The 16,804-nt window shown below is 65.7% G+C and carries 14 protein-coding genes; 8 read left to right on the forward strand and 6 right to left on the reverse strand.

The features are described 5' to 3' along the window. Window positions 1–214: 214 nt before the first annotated feature. Window positions 215–1,003 carry a hypothetical protein gene (locus tag U5775_RS37180; RefSeq protein WP_322063125.1) on the reverse strand — a complete coding sequence of 263 codons (789 nt, stop codon included), beginning with the start codon at window positions 1,001–1,003 and terminating at the stop codon, window positions 215–217. 230 nt (window positions 1,004–1,233) lie between these two features. Here U5775_RS37180 and zwf point away from each other — a divergent pair, with 230 nt between their 5' ends. Beyond that, window positions 1,234–2,832, forward strand: coding sequence for a glucose-6-phosphate dehydrogenase (gene zwf, locus U5775_RS37185; RefSeq protein ID WP_322063126.1), 1,599 nt, complete (start codon window positions 1,234–1,236; stop codon window positions 2,830–2,832). A 179-nt stretch (window positions 2,833–3,011) separates the two neighbouring features. Next, complete coding sequence (locus tag U5775_RS37190; protein ID WP_322063137.1) at window positions 3,012–3,800, forward strand: ROK family protein; 789 nt, start codon at window positions 3,012–3,014, stop codon at window positions 3,798–3,800. An 18-nt stretch (window positions 3,801–3,818) separates the two neighbouring features. Here the strand turns inward: U5775_RS37190 and U5775_RS37195 are convergent, their stop codons facing one another. Together U5775_RS37195 and U5775_RS37200 are read right to left on the reverse strand one after the other, a co-directional pair. Continuing rightward, window positions 3,819–4,988, reverse strand: a complete 1,170-nt coding sequence (locus tag U5775_RS37195; RefSeq protein WP_322063127.1) for a GGDEF domain-containing protein — start codon at window positions 4,986–4,988, stop codon at window positions 3,819–3,821. 475 nt (window positions 4,989–5,463) lie between these two features. Further along, window positions 5,464–6,879, reverse strand: a complete 1,416-nt coding sequence (locus U5775_RS37200) for an MFS transporter (RefSeq protein ID WP_322063128.1) — start codon at window positions 6,877–6,879, stop codon at window positions 5,464–5,466. A 158-nt stretch (window positions 6,880–7,037) separates the two neighbouring features. Between U5775_RS37200 and U5775_RS37205 the strand changes: the two genes are divergently transcribed. Continuing rightward, complete coding sequence (locus tag U5775_RS37205) at window positions 7,038–7,775, forward strand: helix-turn-helix domain-containing protein (protein ID WP_322063129.1); 738 nt, start codon at window positions 7,038–7,040, stop codon at window positions 7,773–7,775. 21 nt (window positions 7,776–7,796) lie between these two features. Here the strand turns inward: U5775_RS37205 and U5775_RS37210 are convergent, their stop codons facing one another. Beyond that, window positions 7,797–8,189, reverse strand: coding sequence for a hypothetical protein (locus U5775_RS37210; protein WP_322063130.1), 393 nt, complete (start codon window positions 8,187–8,189; stop codon window positions 7,797–7,799). Window positions 8,190–8,625: 436 nt separating this feature from the next. Between U5775_RS37210 and U5775_RS37215 the strand changes: the two genes are divergently transcribed. From U5775_RS37215 to U5775_RS37230, 4 genes are all read left to right on the forward strand, one after another. Beyond that, window positions 8,626–9,651: an acetamidase/formamidase family protein gene (locus tag U5775_RS37215; protein ID WP_322063131.1), complete on the forward strand. Its 1,026-nt coding sequence runs from the start codon at window positions 8,626–8,628 to the stop codon at window positions 9,649–9,651. Window positions 9,652–9,691: 40 nt separating this feature from the next. Then, window positions 9,692–9,919 carry a DUF1427 family protein gene (locus tag U5775_RS37220; protein WP_322063132.1) on the forward strand — a complete coding sequence of 76 codons (228 nt, stop codon included), beginning with the start codon at window positions 9,692–9,694 and terminating at the stop codon, window positions 9,917–9,919. Between the two features lie 14 nt (window positions 9,920–9,933). Further along, a complete protein-coding gene (locus tag U5775_RS37225; RefSeq protein ID WP_035525667.1) occupies window positions 9,934–10,125 on the forward strand; it encodes a XapX domain-containing protein in 192 nt (63 codons plus the stop codon). 133 nt (window positions 10,126–10,258) lie between these two features. Further along, on the forward strand, window positions 10,259–12,643 hold the full coding sequence (locus U5775_RS37230; protein WP_322063133.1) for an acetamidase/formamidase family protein: 2,385 nt from the start codon (window positions 10,259–10,261) through the stop codon (window positions 12,641–12,643). Here U5775_RS37230 and U5775_RS37235 read toward each other — a convergent pair. Beyond that, a complete protein-coding gene (locus U5775_RS37235; RefSeq protein WP_322063134.1) occupies window positions 12,640–14,901 on the reverse strand; it encodes a xanthine dehydrogenase family protein molybdopterin-binding subunit in 2,262 nt (753 codons plus the stop codon). The genes U5775_RS37230 and U5775_RS37235 overlap by 4 nt on opposite strands. Then, entirely contained in the window at window positions 14,902–15,411 is a 510-nt protein-coding gene (locus tag U5775_RS37240) for a (2Fe-2S)-binding protein (protein WP_322063135.1), read from the reverse strand. A 156-nt stretch (window positions 15,412–15,567) separates the two neighbouring features. Between U5775_RS37240 and U5775_RS37245 the strand changes: the two genes are divergently transcribed. Continuing rightward, on the forward strand, window positions 15,568–16,458 hold the full coding sequence (locus U5775_RS37245) for a LysR substrate-binding domain-containing protein (protein WP_322063136.1): 891 nt from the start codon (window positions 15,568–15,570) through the stop codon (window positions 16,456–16,458). Window positions 16,459–16,804: the final 346 nt, after the last annotated feature.

Below are 16,804 nucleotides of genomic sequence, written 5' to 3' on the forward strand. Positions count from 1 at the left end.
CGCGACGATCGAGCGTGTGAAGGCGCAGGTCGCTGAATTGACGCGGCGCTTTCCCGTCTATGGTTAGGATCACTTAACCGTTTTCGCGGCGATGCTTGCACTGAGCACGCCTGCCTGAACCCCACGCCCGAGCAGCGTCCTGCTCCACGGACCCGCCGGGCCGTTCCTCAATACGGACGGAATTGCCGCGCGGCCGCGGCCGCGAACCCGTCCGTCACACCGCCAACGTCCGCCGCGCCGCGCGTTGCGGAATCAGCATGATGCACACGACGATAAACGCGAACAAAATGCCCGAGGCGTAGAACCGGCTGAACTCCAGGCCGCCCTGAGCGATCGGCTTGTCGAGCAGGTCGCCCAGCGTCGCGCCGAGCGGACGCGTCAGCACGAATGCGGCCCAGAAAAGCGCCGTGCGCGAAACGCGGCGCGACAGCCAGAGCAGACCCACCACCACGAGCCCCGCGCCAAAGATCGCCGCGCCCATTTCGTAGCCGAGCCCGAGGCCGCCGCGGTCGTCGCCGGCCACCCAGTCGCCGAGCGCCGTGCCCAGCGTCTGCGAGAACAGAATCGTGGTCCAGTAGAACCATTCCACGCGCACCGTGGCGACGCTCTCGATCGAGACCGTCCCTTCCACGCGATACCAGATTGCCAGGCTCGCGACGAGCAGGACCACGATGATCGACACGCCGCCCGGATAGCCCACCCCGAGCGAGCGGTCGCAGAAGTCGGCCAGCGTCGTGCCCAAGGTGGTGGTCGCAACGATCGTGGCCCAGTACAGGTACGCATGGAAGCGCCGCGCGCGAACCTGGGCCGAGACCAGCACGACGAAGGCCGCGAAGAAGATCAGCGTGCCGACGAGATAGCCGAGATTCAACGACATCGTGACCCAGTCGCCCCCGGTCTCGCCGAGCGTGGTGGCGGCAATCTTGATGATCCAGAAGCCGAGCGTGAGCTCGGGGACTTTGCTGAACGCGTGCTCTACTGCATCTCTCGCAGTGGAAATCATGGGCAGTCTCCTGAGTGAAAGCACTCTGAATGAATACCGTCGAATTCTATTCAACCCAGGCTTAACCCTGACTTAACAGCCAGCGCAGATTACAAAAAACCTTCATCGGCGGTGCAAAGGCGCGCGGCAAGCGCGCTGAGGCGGCAAATGGAACTGCGAGCCCTCAGCCGTGGTCATTCAAGGTATCGCTCTTGCTCACTGGAGTGATTCCGAACCCTTGAAGCGAAATCATGTCGACCACTCAGCAGCCCACCTCCTCCGCCACCGCCGCCAGCGCCAGGCTGGCCTCGCATCCGCATGGCGCGCCCGCCTCGGCGGCCGGCAAGCATCCGGCGCCGCCCTGCACGCTCGTGATCTTCGGCGCGCGCGGCGACCTCACCCAGCGCCTGCTGATGCCGGCGCTGTACAACCTCGCCGTCGATGGCCTGCTCGACGCGAGCATGAAGATCATCGGCGTCAATCATGGCGAGATCGAAACCCGGCAATGGAGCGACGATCTGCACGGCGCCCTGCAGAAGTTCGCTGCCGACAAGGCCAGTACCTTTCATGCCGGCAAGCTCGACGAGAACGCATGGAACTCGATCGCGCAGCGTCTGCAATACCTGCCCGGCGAATTCGAGGACGACGACGTTTATCAGCGCCTCGCGCAGCAGCTCGGCAACAACGCGCAAGGCAACGTGGTGTTCTACCTCGCGGTCGGCGCGCGCTTCTTCAAGCCGATCGTCGAGCGCCTCGGCAAAGCCGGCCTGCTCAAGCAGGACGCCGATGGCAACGGAGCGTTCCGCCGCGTCGTGATCGAAAAGCCGTTTGGCGCCGATCTGGCCTCGGCGCGCGATCTGAACCAGCACATCCTGAGCTTCGCGGACGAATCGCAGATCTATCGCATCGACCATTTTCTCGGCAAGGACACGGTGCAAAGCATCCTTGCGATCCGTTTCGCCAACGCGCTGTTCGAACCCATCTGGCGCCGCGAGTACATCGACAGCGTGCAGATCACGGCATCGGAGGTGATCGGCGTGGAAGGCCGCGGGCGCTTCTACGAGCAGACCGGCGCGTTCCGCGACATGGTGCCGAACCATCTGTTCCAGTTGCTCTGCATGGTGGCGATGGAGCCGCCCAATTCGTTCGACGCCGAAGCGGTGCGCAACAAGAAGGCCGAGGTCTTCGACGCGATCAAGCCGCTCACGCCCGACGACGTGGTGTTCGGACAATATGGCAAGGGAGCGGCGGGCGCGGCCTACCGCGACGAGCCCGATGTCGCGAAGGACAGCACGACCGAAACCTACGCCGCCGCGCGCGTGCAGATCGACAACTGGCGCTGGGCCGGCGTGCCGTTTTATCTGCGCACCGGCAAGCGGCTGGCCGCGCGGCAGACCGAGATTTCGGTGCAGCTCAGGCGCGTGCCGTTTCTGCTGTTTCGCGACACGCCCGTCGATACGCTGATGCCCAACGTGCTCACGCTGCGCATCGATCCTTCGCACGGCACGAGCTTCGATTTCAATGTGAAAACGCCTGGACCGGTCATGCAGATCGGCGCAGTGCATTCGTCGTTCGATTACGATGCGTTCTTCACGGAGCACGCGAACATCGGTTATGAAACGCTGCTCTATGACTGCATGCTCGGCGACCAGACGCTGTTTCAACGCGCGGACAGCATTGAAGCGGCGTGGGGCGCCGTGGACGGCGTGCTGCATCCGCAGAACGGCGCGGCCGTAAGCGTGCATGATTATGCGGCGGGCAGCGAAGGCCCGGCCGAAGCGCAAGCGTTACTCGCGCGCGATGGCCGCGCATGGCGCCCGCTCACGTCGGACGAAACAAAGAAAAGCTGAGCGCGGCGAACTAAAGCAACAACGCCGCGAACGATATCGCACTGCACGGACGATCAACGGAGGATCGAGTGGCCAGAACAAACAACGTGGTTAAGAGCACCAAAGCAGGCGTGAAAGCCAGCACGAAGGCAGGCACAACCCCCCCCACGAAAGCCGCGACGAAAAAGGCGAGCCGGAAAATCACGGCCGCCTCGCCGAAGAACATCGAAAACATTCTCGCCATCGACATAGGCGGCACCGGCCTGAAGGCGGCGATCGTCGACGCGGACGGCACGATGCGCAGCGAGCGCGTGCGCGTAGAGACACCGCATCCGTGCACGCCGGAGCTACTCGTCGACACGCTCGATACGCTCGTCAAGCCGCTGGTCGAGCAGTATCGACCCACGCACGTCTCGATCGGCTTTCCCGGTGTCGTGCGCGAGAACCACGTGATCACGGCGCCGCACATCGGCGTGGAAGGCTGGAACAACGTGCCGCTCGCGCAGATGCTCGGCGAGCGTCTGGGCAACCCTTCGGTGCGCATGATCAACGATGCGGAAATGCAGGGCTTCGCCGCCATCGAAGGCAACGGCCTCGAATTCGTGCTGACGCTCGGCACGGGCGCGGGCACGGCGCTGTTCCGCGACGGCGAGCTGATGCCCCATCTCGAGCTCGCTCATCATCCGGTCAGCAAGAAGCACGCGTACGACGAATATATCGGCGACGCCGCGCGCCGCAAGGCCGGCAACAAACGCTGGAACAAGCGCGTCGAGAAGATCATCGGCATCCTCGAATCGCTCGTGCATTACGACAAGCTCTGGATCGGCGGCGGCAACGCGGCGCGGCTCAGCTTCGCGCTGCCGCCGAACGTGGCGACGGTGCCCAACGACCGCGGTATCGAAGGCGGGGCGCGTCTGTGGCATCCGCGTTCGGTGCGCGAAACGCGGCAACTGCCGGAAGCCACGCAGCGTACCGGCGTTTTCAGGTGAACGCTCGGCCTTCCGCGCTCAACCCGGCGCCGCAATGCCCGGCGCGTCGGCTTCCGAGGCCGTGACGACGCGATTGCGTCCCATCGCCTTCGCCATGTAGAGCGCGGCGTCGGCGCGCGCCATGGCGCCCTCCAGCGTGTCGCCCGGCGCGACCCGGTCGACGCCGGCGCTGAACGTGCAGCGCACGCCGTCGTCGGGCCATTGCTCCAGCGCGAGCCGCAGCGTATTCATCAGCCCCACGGCCTCGCTCTTGCGGGTGTCGGCGAAAACGATGGCGAACTCCTCGCCGCCGAGGCGCCCGAACAGATCGCCCACGCGCAACTGGCCCTGCACCACCACGCCGATGTGCGTCAGCGTTCGATCGCCCACGGCGTGACCGAAGCTGTCGTTGATGACCTTGAAGTTGTCGATGTCGAGAATCGCGATGGAGAGCGCCTTGCCCGTGGCCCGCGCCTCGGCAAGCAGCACCCCCGCTTTCTCCATGAATGCGCGGCGCATGAGTGCGCCCGTGAGCTCGTCGATGGTCGCGAGCCGCTCCATTCTTCGAACCAGTTGATCGTGCGCGAGCATGACCATGCCGATCGACATGCAGGGCGACGAAACGATCGCGAGGCCGAGCAGCACGATATTCCAGAGCGAGGGCTGCACGAACGTGACCGCCTGCACCGCGCCGGTGGCCACCGCCACGGCGCGCGCGAGATGGCTCAACGCGCCCAGCCACGCGGCCAGCGCGACGAATCGCGAGGCATAGCGCGCGCCGTCATGGTGCGCGTGACGCAGCGCCAGCATGCCCACGACGATGCGTCCATAGGCCAGCACGACGGACAGGCAAACGACCCTCGCCCCGATGTTGGGCGAGATGAACGTGAAGTACACCAGCGCAGCGAACGCCGCGGCGAACGCCACCAGCTCCGCGCTGCGCGTGGGCTTCATGCCGAAGAATTGACGCGTCCCCTGCAGGAGCAGCGTCACCGCCGCGATCGTGGTGAACGAGATCGTGATCACGGCAAGCGGGCGCGGCCGGTCGCCGACGAGCAACACGGCCGCCGAAACCACGGCCAACAGCGCATAAGCCATGCACCAGCGGCCAACGCCCGGCACCGCCGTGCGCCGCAGCGAACCCAGGATGGCCACGCTCATCGTGCAGGACACGATCAAGATCGCGAATAACGCGAGGGGGCTGAGCATGGGAACGGGCCTGGTGGAAAGGACGACGAATAAAAATGAAAGACAAATGAAACAATATTGAAGCCCGGAATCCAGGCATCATCGCGCTGTCGCGGCGAAGACGTATCGTATCGCAGGTCCGTGTCGGTAAATACCACCGGTGCGCAGCTGTGCACGGTAAAGACGGGTCGCTATCCGCTGCTTGACAGAATCTGTTCGCCCGCCTGGACACCTGGAGGCGGCGCGCTTTGTCAAGGAGGACTGATCACTTTGGAAAAGCGAAGGATCGCGCCAATCATCTGATGATTGGCGCCGGACGCGCAGCAGTGGCCAAAAAATTCATTTTGAATATGGACTACTTCGCCGCGAAGATCGACCGGCGAGTCAGCCAGCGTGGCGGATCTGGTGCCTCCCCTTTCGCATCGGGGGCAAGGAGCGTTTCTGTGCTAAACGAAGACTTCGCCGTGCAATTTTCCCGCGCTTTTTAAACGCCTCATCAATCATTAGTCATCCGATTCATTGGACGATGTTCTGTCGCGGCGAAAATCGTCCGGCCTGCGTGCCACCAGACCAGAGCAGCGGCAATCGACAGCGCGCCTGCCGCCATGGCGCTCCAGTGCATGCCCCAGGCAATCGCATGGTTTGCGGTAACGAGCGTTCCGCACAGTGCCACCCCGAGCGCCGCGCCAACCTGGCGCGCCGCGTTCAGCACGCCGGCCGCGATGCCGGCGCGCCGGTCGTCCACCGCCGACATGAGCGTAGCGGTGGTCGCCGGCGTGATGAGGCTCGCCGCCAGGCCGATCGCCGGCAATGGCAGTGCAAGCAGCCAGTATTGGCTCGCAGCGCCCATGCCCGCGAGGCCGAGAAAGCCTGCGGCGGACAGCAGGCAGGCACCGGCCACGAGGCGCCTCGCCCCGAGCCGGCCGATCGCGCGCTTCGACAGCAGGCTGCCCACCGGGACCGGCAGCGTCAGCGGCAGGAACGCGAGGCCCGCCGCCATCGGCGTATAGCCCTGTTGCCGCTGCAACAGCAGGCTCAGTTCGAATAGCAGTCCGTAGAATGTGCACGCCGACACCATCGACACGAAAACGCCCCCCGCAAACACCGGCAGACGAAACAGGCTCATCGGCAACATCGGTTGCGTGCGCAACGTTTCTATGACGACGAAAATCACGCCGGCCGCGAGCGCGCCGGCGGCAATCAGCGGCTGCCAGCCGTAGGCGGGCACGTCGATGACCAGCATGTTGAGCAGTGCGAGCGCCGCGATGCCCGCGGCCTGGCCTGCGAAATCGAACTTGCGCTCGGCGGCTGCGGACATGCGAGGGGCGGCGTGCGCCACGCGCAAGGCCATGACCATGGCCGCCATGCAGATCGGCACATTCGCGAGAAAGATGCTGCGCCAGCCGCTGAGACCGACGAGTATGCCGCCGAGCAGCGGCCCCGACGCCATGGCGATACCGCCCAACCCCGCCCACAAGCCGAACACCGCCGCCCGTTCGCGCGAACCGGTCCAGCTATGGCTGATGAGCGTCATGGACGCGGGCACCAGCAGCGCAGCTCCCCCGCCCTGCAAGCTGCGCGCCGCGACGAGCACCGGCAGGCTGGGCGCGCACGCGCACAGCGCCGAAGCCACGGTGAAGCACGCGAGGCCCGCGATATAGACATTGCGCGCGCCCAGCCGGTCGCCCAGCGTGCCGCCCGTCAACAGGAGACTCGCGAAGCTCAGCGTGTAGGCGTTCAAGACCCATTGCAAGCCGGCCAGGCCGCCCGCGAGATCGCGGCCCATGCGCTCGAGTGCGAGATTGACGATCGATGTGTCGAGAATGACGATCACGTAGCTCAAGCTCGTCGCCAGCAAGACCCGGCGCTGCTGCACGGTGCCAACGATAGCGCCGGCAAGGCGGTCGTTCATGCGTCTGTCCACGCGCGCTCCCTTTGCGATGGTTCGTCGGCCTCGGTGGCCGCGTCCCACACCAGTATCGAAGATCGCGCAGGCTCGATGCTTCGATGCCTGTCGAAGCATGCGCGGGCCGATTGACGCTATGCTGGCGTCGAGTCTCGGGGGCCACGATGAGCAATCCACCCAATCTGTCTTCCACCGCATTCCTGATCGCCGACGCCGCGCGCGCCGCCATGCTGATGGCGCTGGCCGACGGCCGCGCACGGCCGGCGGGCGAACTGGCGTTCGCCGCCGGCGTGACGGCGCAGACGGCCAGCAGCCATCTCGCGAAGCTGCTGGATGGCGGTCTTCTCGCGGTCGAAAAGGAAGGGCGTCACCGCTATTACCGGCTCGCGAACCCGCGCATTGCCGAGGTGCTGGAAGGGCTCGCTTCGATCAGCGCGAGCCGCAGCGTGCGTCGCAAGCCGCTGGGCCGCGAAGCGCAAATGCTGCGTTTTGCGCGCTGTTGCTACGATCACCTCGCCGGCCAGATTGGCGTGGCCGTCACGCAAAGCCTGATGGCGCGCGGCTATCTCGCGCCGGGCCCCGAGCGCAGGCTCCAGGTCACGCCAGCCGGCGCGGCCTGGTTCGCCGATCTGGGGCTCGATGTCGCGGCGCTCAAGCCGGGGCGCCACGGCATCGCGCGGCAATGCCTCGACTGGACGGAGCGCCAGCATCACCTGGCCGGCCCGCTTGGGGTGGCGTTCATGAGCCTGCTGTGCTCGAGGGGCTGGTTGCGGCGCTCGGCGTCCTCGCGAGCCGTTCAGGTCACGCCGGACGGCTGGGGCGCGCTAAAGCGCGAACTTGGGCTCACGCCCGCATCGGTCGAGCGTCTTGTGGGCGAAGAGAACGCCAGCCGGGCCGCCTGATGGGATGGACCGCGCCGAACTTTATCCGGGCGTGCCCGCGTCGCGCGGGCCGCTATCGTCGGCATCCTCGTCATCGTCTCCGAGCGTGTCGGGATCGATTTCGAGCACGCGGCAGACATCGCGCACGAATTCATTCATGGCGGCGAGGCATTCGGCGCTATGCGGCGGAAAATCCTCGGGATTCTTCTTGCCCTGCGCCCTTCTGATCGCGCGAATGCTGGCCTCCAGCGCCCGCGCTTCGGCCCAGATCGAATGGTTCTCGGGATGTTTCGGAGATTCGCACGCCATAACCCTGATTGACGGCAGCGGCCGGGCAAACTTTAGCGGGATCGCGGGGCCGTCCGCGGCACGGCCTGCCATGCCGCCCGGCACCAGCGCGATCACGACCGCCGCGCCCGCCGTCGGCACGAACACGGCCAGGGCACGGATTGAAGCCGCACGGTGCCCACCGTCATCGTGATGCTGATGGCGGCAAAGGCGGCGAAATTGATTTGGATTCCAACGAAATTACCGACGACCACCGCACGCTCCGATTTCGCGACACTCTCCCTCAAAGGGCCGCAATCCCCCATTTCCAGCGGGTTTACGCTAGTTCGCGACAACACAAGCGATTGGTGCAGATCGCCCTAGCTCGCACGAATATGAAATACCTAATATCGAATCACCGCGCAACGTGACGTCCGTGACGTCGTGCGGCGGGGCACCGGGCCATTCCCACGAGTCATGGATGGCCACGATCGATGAGGTGCCCTTTCATCAGCATCAGACATCGCCGTTCCCCTGCTTCAGGCGCAACCGGTCAGCCATGACCGGCTGGCGGGCGCGGCTGTCCATCAATCAAGGAGACATCATGCTGCATGATCTGCCCGCCCGGCCCGAGACGGTTCATTGGGGCTATTTCGACGCTGCCAAAGCGCCGGCCTTGACCGTGAAAAGCGGCGACATCATCCGCGCGGAGGCCGTCACGCACCACGCCGGAGATGCGCCGGACCTGATGATGGACGACGCGGTGCGCGCCATCTACGAGACGATCCCGCACGAGGACCGCAATCCCGGCGTGCACATCATGACCGGCCCCATCTATATCGAGGACGCCAGGCCCGGCGACATGCTCGAAGTCCGCTATCTGCAGATGATTCCGCGCTTTCGCTACGGCGCCAACGCCGCCGCGCACTGGGGCCAGCTGTACCGCGAGTTCGACAAGGAGCGCATCACCATCTACGAACTCGACAACGCGTCGAACACCGCGCATGCGCTCTACGCCTTCGACTATCCGGGCAAGCTGACGATTCCCGGCAAGGTCGTCGATCAACGCGAATGCTGCCGCCAGCCGGCGCTCGCCGGTGTGCGCGTGCCGGTTCGCCCCCATCTGGGCACCGCGGGCGTGGCGCCCGACGCCCCGGGCCGCGTCTCGACCGTGGAGCCCGGCCTGCATGGCGGCAATATCGACAACTGGCGCATTGGCGCGGGCGCCACCATGTACTACCCGGTCGCCGTGGACGGCGCGCTGTTCTCGATTGGCGACCCGCACATCTCGCAGGGCGATGGCGAAATCAGCGGCACGGCCATCGAGGCGTCGTTGAACGTGCTTTTCCAGGTAGTGCTAAGAAAGGATTTCCACTTCCCCTCGCCGCTGCTCGAAACGCCGGACTGCTGGGTCGTTCATGGCTTTCACGAAGATCTCGACGAAGCCGGCAAGAATGCGGCGCGCGACATGATCCACTTGCTGACCGAGCAGCAAGGTCTCTCGCGCGACGACGCCTATTCGCTCATGAGCGTGTCGGCGGACTTCGGCGTGACGCAGGTCGTCGACGGCACCCAGGGCATTCACTGCACCATGCAACGCTCGATATTTCCGCCCAAAGCCAAGGGCTAACGGGCAGCGCACCGTACACGTAAAAGCGAGAGGAGCTCACATGCACTATGTCTACGTGGGGCGTAACGAAGTGGTTGCGCTCGTCGTCGGTCTCGTCACCGGCACGCTGTATTCCTGGCTGAATCTGCCCATTCCTGCGCCCAACGTGACAGGGGGCATTTGCGCCATTCTCTTCACCTATCTCGGCTATCTGATCGTGAATGCGTGGCGCAGGAGCGTCAGTTTCGGTCGTCCGCCACAGAGCCGCTCGATCGCGGCCGATTCATGAGAAAGGGGAATGACATGGTTGAAATCATGCTGGGTCAAACGGAAATTCAGGCCGCAGCCGTTGGCCTCGTGACGGGCGTTGTTTACACTGCGGTACGCGCGCCGATCCCTGCGCCCAATGTGCTGGGCGGGATCTTCGCCATCGTCGGCACGTTCGCGGGCTTCGTCCTCGTGGCGGCCATGCGCGGGCAGTTGCATTTCGGTTAGCCGCCGGAGCGGCTGCTCGCCTGGGCGAGATGGATGTCGGGCGGACCGCAGGGTCCGCCTTTTCGATTACTGCGTCGATTGCCGCGTTGATTACCGCGTCGATCGCTGCACGCAGATGCCAGGGAGACCGGCCTTGCGCCAATCGCACTTTTCCACCGAAGCGTGGCCGCAAGCCAGCCGTGCCGCCGCCTGGCGCGCGGAGCTCACGGTCGCGCGACTAGGCTGTCAAAACCTGGGCGCCGATCACGCGCTGCATGGCACGGTGCAGTCCAGAACCACGAGCGCGGGCATCGAGCTCGCCTGCATCTCCTCGGTACCGCAATCGCTCGCGGTGGCCGCGGGCAAGGACCGCGGCCTCGTGCTCCTCATGCTCCTCGAAGGCGAGGCCGGGCTCGCCGCCACGGGATCGAGCGAGCGCTTGTGCGCGAATGAAATCGTCTGCGTGCCCGCGTGCACGCATGCCGAGCTGTCGTTCGCCACCGCGTTTCGCCTGCTCACCGTGCATATCGGTCCCGCGCTGCTCGCCGCGCGGGTCGCCGCTCCGCTGCCCGTCGACACGATCAGGCTCGCGGGCGATGCGGGACTGCTGTTCGCGCGGATGCTTTGCGCGGCCGCCGACACCTTCGAAACCGTGGTGTCCGCCGATCCCAAGGCGTTGCAGCCCATCGACAGCACGATCACCGAATTTCTCGCCACCGCATTGATCACCAGCCAGCCGCCCGATCTCGCGGGGCTCACGCAATCGCGCACGGCCATCTTTGCGCGCATCTGCGAGCGCGTCGACGCGCGACTCGCCGAGCCTGGCTTGTGCGTCGCCGCCATCGCCGCGGACGAGCATGTTTCCGCGCGCTACCTGCAAAAGCTGTTCGAGAAGTCGGGCACGAGCTTTTCGAGCTATCTGCGCACGCGTCGGCTCGAACGGTGCCGCACCGATCTGGCCAATCCGCTCTACGGCAAGCTCTCGGTCTCCGACATCTGCTATCGATGGGGCTTTAACGACCCCTCGTGGTTCAGCCATGCGTTTCGCCAGCAGTTCGGCATCTCGCCCAGTGCGTATCGCGACCAGATGATGCCCGCGCCGGCCAAAGTCGTCGCGCAACGCATCTCGCGCGGCCAGCCCGAGCACGTGCGGATGCAGCCCGTCGCGCGCGAGCAGCCCCCGGCCAACGACGGCGCGGCGCGCCATATAAAACCCGGCAATCCCCACAACGTTTCGCGCTGGGGCCACGCCACGGACAGTTTCGGGCGTCGTCATCACCAGTTGCGCGCGACCGACAAGACCGTGCATTGGGGTTATCTGAGCCGCGACTTGCCGCCGGTGCTCGAAGTCGAATCGGGCGACAAGGTGACGATCGAAACGCTCACGCAGCATGCTTCGGACGACTGGGCGCGCATGATCGAAGGCGATGCCGGTGCGCAAAGCGTGTTTCACTGGACCGCCGAACACAAGAACGTGGACCGGCGCGGCGCGGGCCCGCTCGATGCCTCGATCTATGGGCGCGGCGCCGGCGAAGGATTCGGAGTCCATATTTGTACGGGGCCGATAGCTGTGCGCGACGCCATGCCCGGCGACGTGCTCGAAGTGAGGATCCTCGACATTCGTCCACGGCCGAGCGCGAACCCCTGTTTCCACGGCAAGGCTTTCGGCAGCAACGCCGCAACATGGTGGGGCTTCCATTACCGCGACCTGCTCACCGAGCCGCGCGAGCGAGAGGTCGTGACACTCTTCGAGATCGACTGCGAGCACGCTGACGGCAAGGCGCGCGCGCTCTACAACTTCCGCTGGACGCCGCAGCGCGATCCGTTTGGCGTGCTGCATCCGACCATCGACTATCCCGGCGTTCCCGTGGACCATGCCACCATCGTCAAGAATCACGAGGTCTTGAGCGGCATCGAAATTCCGGTACGCCCACATTTTGGCGTGATCGCCGTGGCGCCCGCGCAGGGCGGATTGATCGACTCCATCCCGCCTTCGAGTTTCGCGGGCAATCTGGACAACTGGCGCGTAACGCGCGGAGCCAGCGTCTTTCTCAGGGTCGCCGTGCCCGGCGCGTTGTTCTCGATCGGCGATCCGCACGCCTCCCAGGGCGATTCCGAGCTATGCGGCACCGCCATCGAGTGCTCGCTAACGGGCGACTTTCAGCTGATTCTGCACAAGAGCGGCGAGATCGATCCCGGCGCGCCGTTCTGCGATCTGAGCTACCCACTCGTTGAGACCGCGCACGAGTGGATTCTTCATGGATTCAGTTCTCCGAATCATTTAGCCGAATTCGGGCAGAAGGCGCAGAGTCACATCTACATGAAATCGACGCTGGACGAAGCCATGCGCGACGCCTTTCGCAAGGCCCGCCGGTTTCTCATGTCCGTCAAGGGCCTCAGCGAGGACGAGGCCGTGACGCTCATTTCCGTGGCCGTCGACTTCGGCATCACGCAGGTGGTCAACGGCAACTGGGGCGTGCACGCCATTATCAGGAAATCGCTTTTCACGAACGCCCGATCGGGCGCGCAGCCCCGCTAAGCCCGTATCTGCAGATCGAACGGCGTCTCGCGCAAACGCGTGCCCGTCAAGCGGAACACCGCATTGGCAATGGCCGGCGCAACCGACGGACTCGCCAGTTCCCCGACCCCGCCCGGCTTGCTCACATCGCCCTGCACGATATGAATGTCGATCTCGGGCATGTCGCTCATCCGGATCACGGGGTAGGTGTCGAAGTTGCTCTGCTGCACGCGGCCGTTGCGAATGTCGATGCGGTCGCGCGTGGCATGGCCGAGCCCCCACATCAGGCCGCCATAGAGCTGTTCCTCGACGCCGGCCGGCGACACCGCGAGGCCGCAATCGGCCACACAGGTGAGCTTCTCGACGACCACGGCGTCGCCCTTGCGCGTCACGCGCGCGATCACGGCGATATAGCTGTCGTAAGCCTGATTGGTCGAGATGCCGAGCGCGGTGCTCGCCGGCAACGCGCTGCCCCAGCCGGCCCGCTGCGCCGCTTCCCGCAGCACTGCGACGTGGCGCGCTCGCTCGCGCATGTGCGCGACGCGAAACTCCAGCGGATCGCTGCGCGCGGCGTGCGCGGCCTCGTCCATGATCGACTCCACGGCGAACACGTTCGGGATGTAGCTCACCGCGCGATACCAGCCCGTGGGCACCCCCGTCTCGTGACGCACCCAGCCGATGTCGCGATGCGGCGCGCTATAGGCGAACTCCCACTTCGTGATAGCCTCGGTCGTGCTGTAATCCATGCGGTCCGTGCGTTCGAGGTAGCCGGGCTCCCATTGCTCGGGCGAGGCCGGCGCCACCGCGCGCAACTCCAGTGAAGCGAGTTGGCCCTGAGCATCGATGACTGCTCGCGCGCGATGATGGCTCGCCGAGTGATAGAACAGCGCGCGCATCTCGTCCTCGCGGCTGTTCATCAGCTTGACGGGCTTGCCCGTTTTGAGCGCGAGCCATGTCACCTCGAAGAGCCAGTACTTCGATTCGCGCGCGCCGAAGCTGCCGCCCGACACGAGCTCGTGCAACGTCACGCGATGCTCAGGAATACTACCGATAACGTCAGCGGCCTCCAGCGCGGTCGACGGCACCTGCAATCCGCCCCAGTATTCGATGCCGCCGTTTCTGGCCCAGGCGGTCACGTTGATCGGCTCCATCGGATTCGCGGCCTTGTAGGGCATCGAGTACGAACCCTCGATCGTCTGCGAGCCGGCCGCGTGGACCACGCTGGCGTCGCCGTCCTGGATCGTCGGCACCACGCGCGCGGCGGGGTCGTCGAGCCACGCGGCCTGGCGCGCCGCGAGCGTGCTGCTGTCGAACATCTCGAAGGGGCTGTCCTCCCACTCGATATGCAGCGCCGCCTGGCCGCGATGAGCGGACCAGTAGTCGTCCGCGAGCACGGCCACACCCGCCTGATTGCCACCGAGCACGTCGGGCCGCGCGGGAATCTGCAGCACTTCGCGCACGCCGGGAATCGCGAGCGCGGCCCTCGAATCGACGCTGCGCACGCGGCCATCGATCATGGGCGCGCGCGTGACCACGGCCACGCGCATGCCGGGCAGCGAGACGTCGATGCTGTACGGAAAGCTGCCGGTGGTCTTCTGCGCGGCGTCGCGCTTCTTGCGCAGCTTGCCCACGTACTTGAACTCGCTGGGCGGCTTGAGCGCGACGTCCTTCGGCGCGGGCAGCTTTGCCGCGCGCGCGGCCAGCGACCCATAGCTCGCGCGGCGCGCGCTCGCGGCGTGGATCACGTAGCCGTTATCGGTCGCGCAGGCCGAGGCCGGCACGGCCCACTCGTGCGCGGCGGCCTCGATCAGCATCGCGCGCGCCGTCGCGCCCGCGCGGCGCAGGCGCTCGTATTCGAGCGCGACGCTCGTGCTGCCACCCGTCGAAAACACCTTCCAGAGCGGGTGAATGTATTGCGGGAAGAACGGGTCCTCGGGCGTGATGACTTCCACGCGAAATGGGTCGACGTCGAGATCCTCGGCCACCACCGCCGCGAGCGCCGTGTAGGTGCCCGTGCCCGAATCGTGCTTGTGGACCACGAGCTTGACCGTGTCGTCGGGCAGCACGCGCACCCACGCGTTGGGCTCGAATTCGCCGGGCTGCGGGTGCGGATCGCCGCTGCCCGTCGAACTCGCTGAGGCGGAAGCGGCGGCGTGGGCCTCGGGCAGCACGAAGCCCACCGCGAGACCGGAGGCCAGCAGCGCTGAGCCCTGCTTCAGGAAACGGCGGCGCGCCGCGCCGTGCTGATCGCGAGTAGCGGCCGAACGATCGTGGCGCATTCAGGCCTCCTTGCCGGCGGCGCCCGGCGTGGCGGTGGACACAGCATTCAGCGCGGGATCGCCCGACGCAGCGCGCTTGATCGCGCGATGAATGCGCCCATAGGTGCCGCAGCGGCACACGTTGCCCGACATCGTCGAGACGATGGTGGCGTCGTCGGGCGTGCCGCCGTGCGCGAGCAGCGCCGCCGCCTGCATCAACTGGCCCGACTGGCAGTAGCCGCATTGCGGCACGTCCTCGGCGATCCACGCGAGTTGCAGCGGATGGCGCCCGTCGTGCGAAAGACCTTCGATAGTCGTGATGCGCCGTCCGTTCGCGGCAACGGCGGGCAGCACACATGAGCGCACCGCCTCGCCTTCGAGATGCACCGTGCACGCGCCGCACAAGCCCTTGCCGCAGCCGAATTTCGTGCCGGTGAGCTTGAGGCGGTCGCGCAGCACCCAGAGCAAGGGCATGTCGTCCGGCACATCGTCGATCGTATGCCGGGTATCGTTCACCACAATCGCAATCACGCGCTGTCTCCCGTATTGTTCCGGCTGCGGCACTCACTTCGCAAACGCAAGAGAAACCAACGCACAAGCGCGTCCGCAGCACGTCTGCATTATTGGAAGCCGGCGTGCGCGGTGCCAGCGATCATTTCGTCGATCCCCTGTAAGCCGGACTAACACATGCTCAAGCGCTACCCCTCGATCCAGTCGATGCAGGCCTTCTTGCAGGCGGCGCGGGTCGGCAGCTTTTCGAGCGCCGCGCGCCAGCTCGCGCTCACGCACAGCGCGATCAGCCAGCAGATCCGCTCGCTCGAAGACTTCATCGGCCAGCCGCTGTTCGCGCGCGTGGGCGGCCGCGTCACGCTCACCGACGCGGGCACGCTGTTCGCCAATCAGCTCTCGGACGGTCTGGAGCAGATCGACCGCGCGATCTCGACCGTCAAGGGCCGGCCCGCCGGGCCTTCCATCACGCTCGACGTCGATCCCGAGCTCATGCAGGGATGGTTTCCCTCGCGTTTGCCCGCGCTCGTGGACGCGCTCGCGGGCGTGTCGCTCACCGTGCTTTCCGCGCCGCGCTACGACCGGTTTGCGTTCGAGCACGTCGATCTCGCGCTGCGCTACGGGTATGGGGAATGGGAAGGCGTGGACAGCGTGCTCGTGTGCCACGACCGGCTCGCGGCCATGGCCGCGCCTGCGCTGCTCGAGCGCCACGGGCTGACGCTGCCGCTCGCGCCCGAGCAGGTGTTGTCGCTGCCGCTGCTCGGTTACACCAAGCGTTCGTGGATACCCTGGTTAGAAGAAGCCGGGCTGGCTGGGGTGGAACCCGATACGGTTGCGGTGCTGGATAATGCGGCGGGGCTGGTGGCCGCGCTGGGATCGGGGTTGGGTGCGGGGCTTGCGCGTGGCTTGCTTGCTGCCGATGCGCGGCGTGCGGGGCGTATCGTCGTGCTCAATGAGGTCGAGTTGCCTACGCACTATAACCTCTATGCGATCTGGCCGCGGGAGCGGGCCGATGTGGTTGCGCCGCTGGTGGAAGCTATTGGGGAGTTGGTTGCGCGTACGCTGGCGTGAAGTTCTGTGGGGTGCTTTTGCGGGTTTGCTCTTGTGTGCGTGGCTTTTTGCGCGTTTCCTTGTGTTCGTGTCGGTTTGCCAGGGTTGCCCCTGTGCGGGGCGGCACCTACTTTCTTTGCGGCGGCAAAGAAAGTAGGCAAAGAAAACCGCTCACACCGCCAGTGTGACGCAGTCCGCAAACAGCCGTTTAGGGGGAATGGTATAGGGGCATCCGTCATTTCGCACCACCAAACAAAGTGACAAGGCACTCGCACATCCGGCGGCGCTGCGCGCGCCGTGGGGCATAACCGAACACCAGTGGGGCGCATGCGCGGTCGTGTGTGCAGATAGTACCCCTGGTTTTCCC

This window comes from Paraburkholderia sp. J63 (assembly GCF_905220245.1).
Lineage (GTDB): Bacteria > Pseudomonadota > Gammaproteobacteria > Burkholderiales > Burkholderiaceae > Paraburkholderia.

Excerpts from the sequence above, each read along its gene's own strand:
- U5775_RS37180 (WP_322063125.1), bottom strand. The coding sequence starts at position 1,003 with ATGATTTCCACTGCGAGAGATGCAGTAGAGCACGCGTTCAGCAAAGTC.
- U5775_RS37220 (WP_322063132.1), top strand. The coding sequence starts at position 9,692 with ATGCACTATGTCTACGTGGGGCGTAACGAAGTGGTTGCGCTCGTCGTC.
- U5775_RS37245 (WP_322063136.1), top strand. The coding sequence starts at position 15,568 with ATGCTCAAGCGCTACCCCTCGATCCAGTCGATGCAGGCCTTCTTGCAG.
- zwf (WP_322063126.1), top strand. The coding sequence starts at position 1,234 with ATGTCGACCACTCAGCAGCCCACCTCCTCCGCCACCGCCGCCAGCGCC.
- U5775_RS37225 (WP_035525667.1), top strand. The coding sequence starts at position 9,934 with ATGGTTGAAATCATGCTGGGTCAAACGGAAATTCAGGCCGCAGCCGTT.
- U5775_RS37205 (WP_322063129.1), top strand. The coding sequence starts at position 7,038 with ATGAGCAATCCACCCAATCTGTCTTCCACCGCATTCCTGATCGCCGAC.
- U5775_RS37235 (WP_322063134.1), bottom strand. The coding sequence starts at position 14,901 with ATGCGCCACGATCGTTCGGCCGCTACTCGCGATCAGCACGGCGCGGCG.
- U5775_RS37215 (WP_322063131.1), top strand. The coding sequence starts at position 8,626 with ATGCTGCATGATCTGCCCGCCCGGCCCGAGACGGTTCATTGGGGCTAT.
- U5775_RS37200 (WP_322063128.1), bottom strand. The coding sequence starts at position 6,879 with ATGAACGACCGCCTTGCCGGCGCTATCGTTGGCACCGTGCAGCAGCGC.
- U5775_RS37195 (WP_322063127.1), bottom strand. The coding sequence starts at position 4,988 with ATGCTCAGCCCCCTCGCGTTATTCGCGATCTTGATCGTGTCCTGCACG.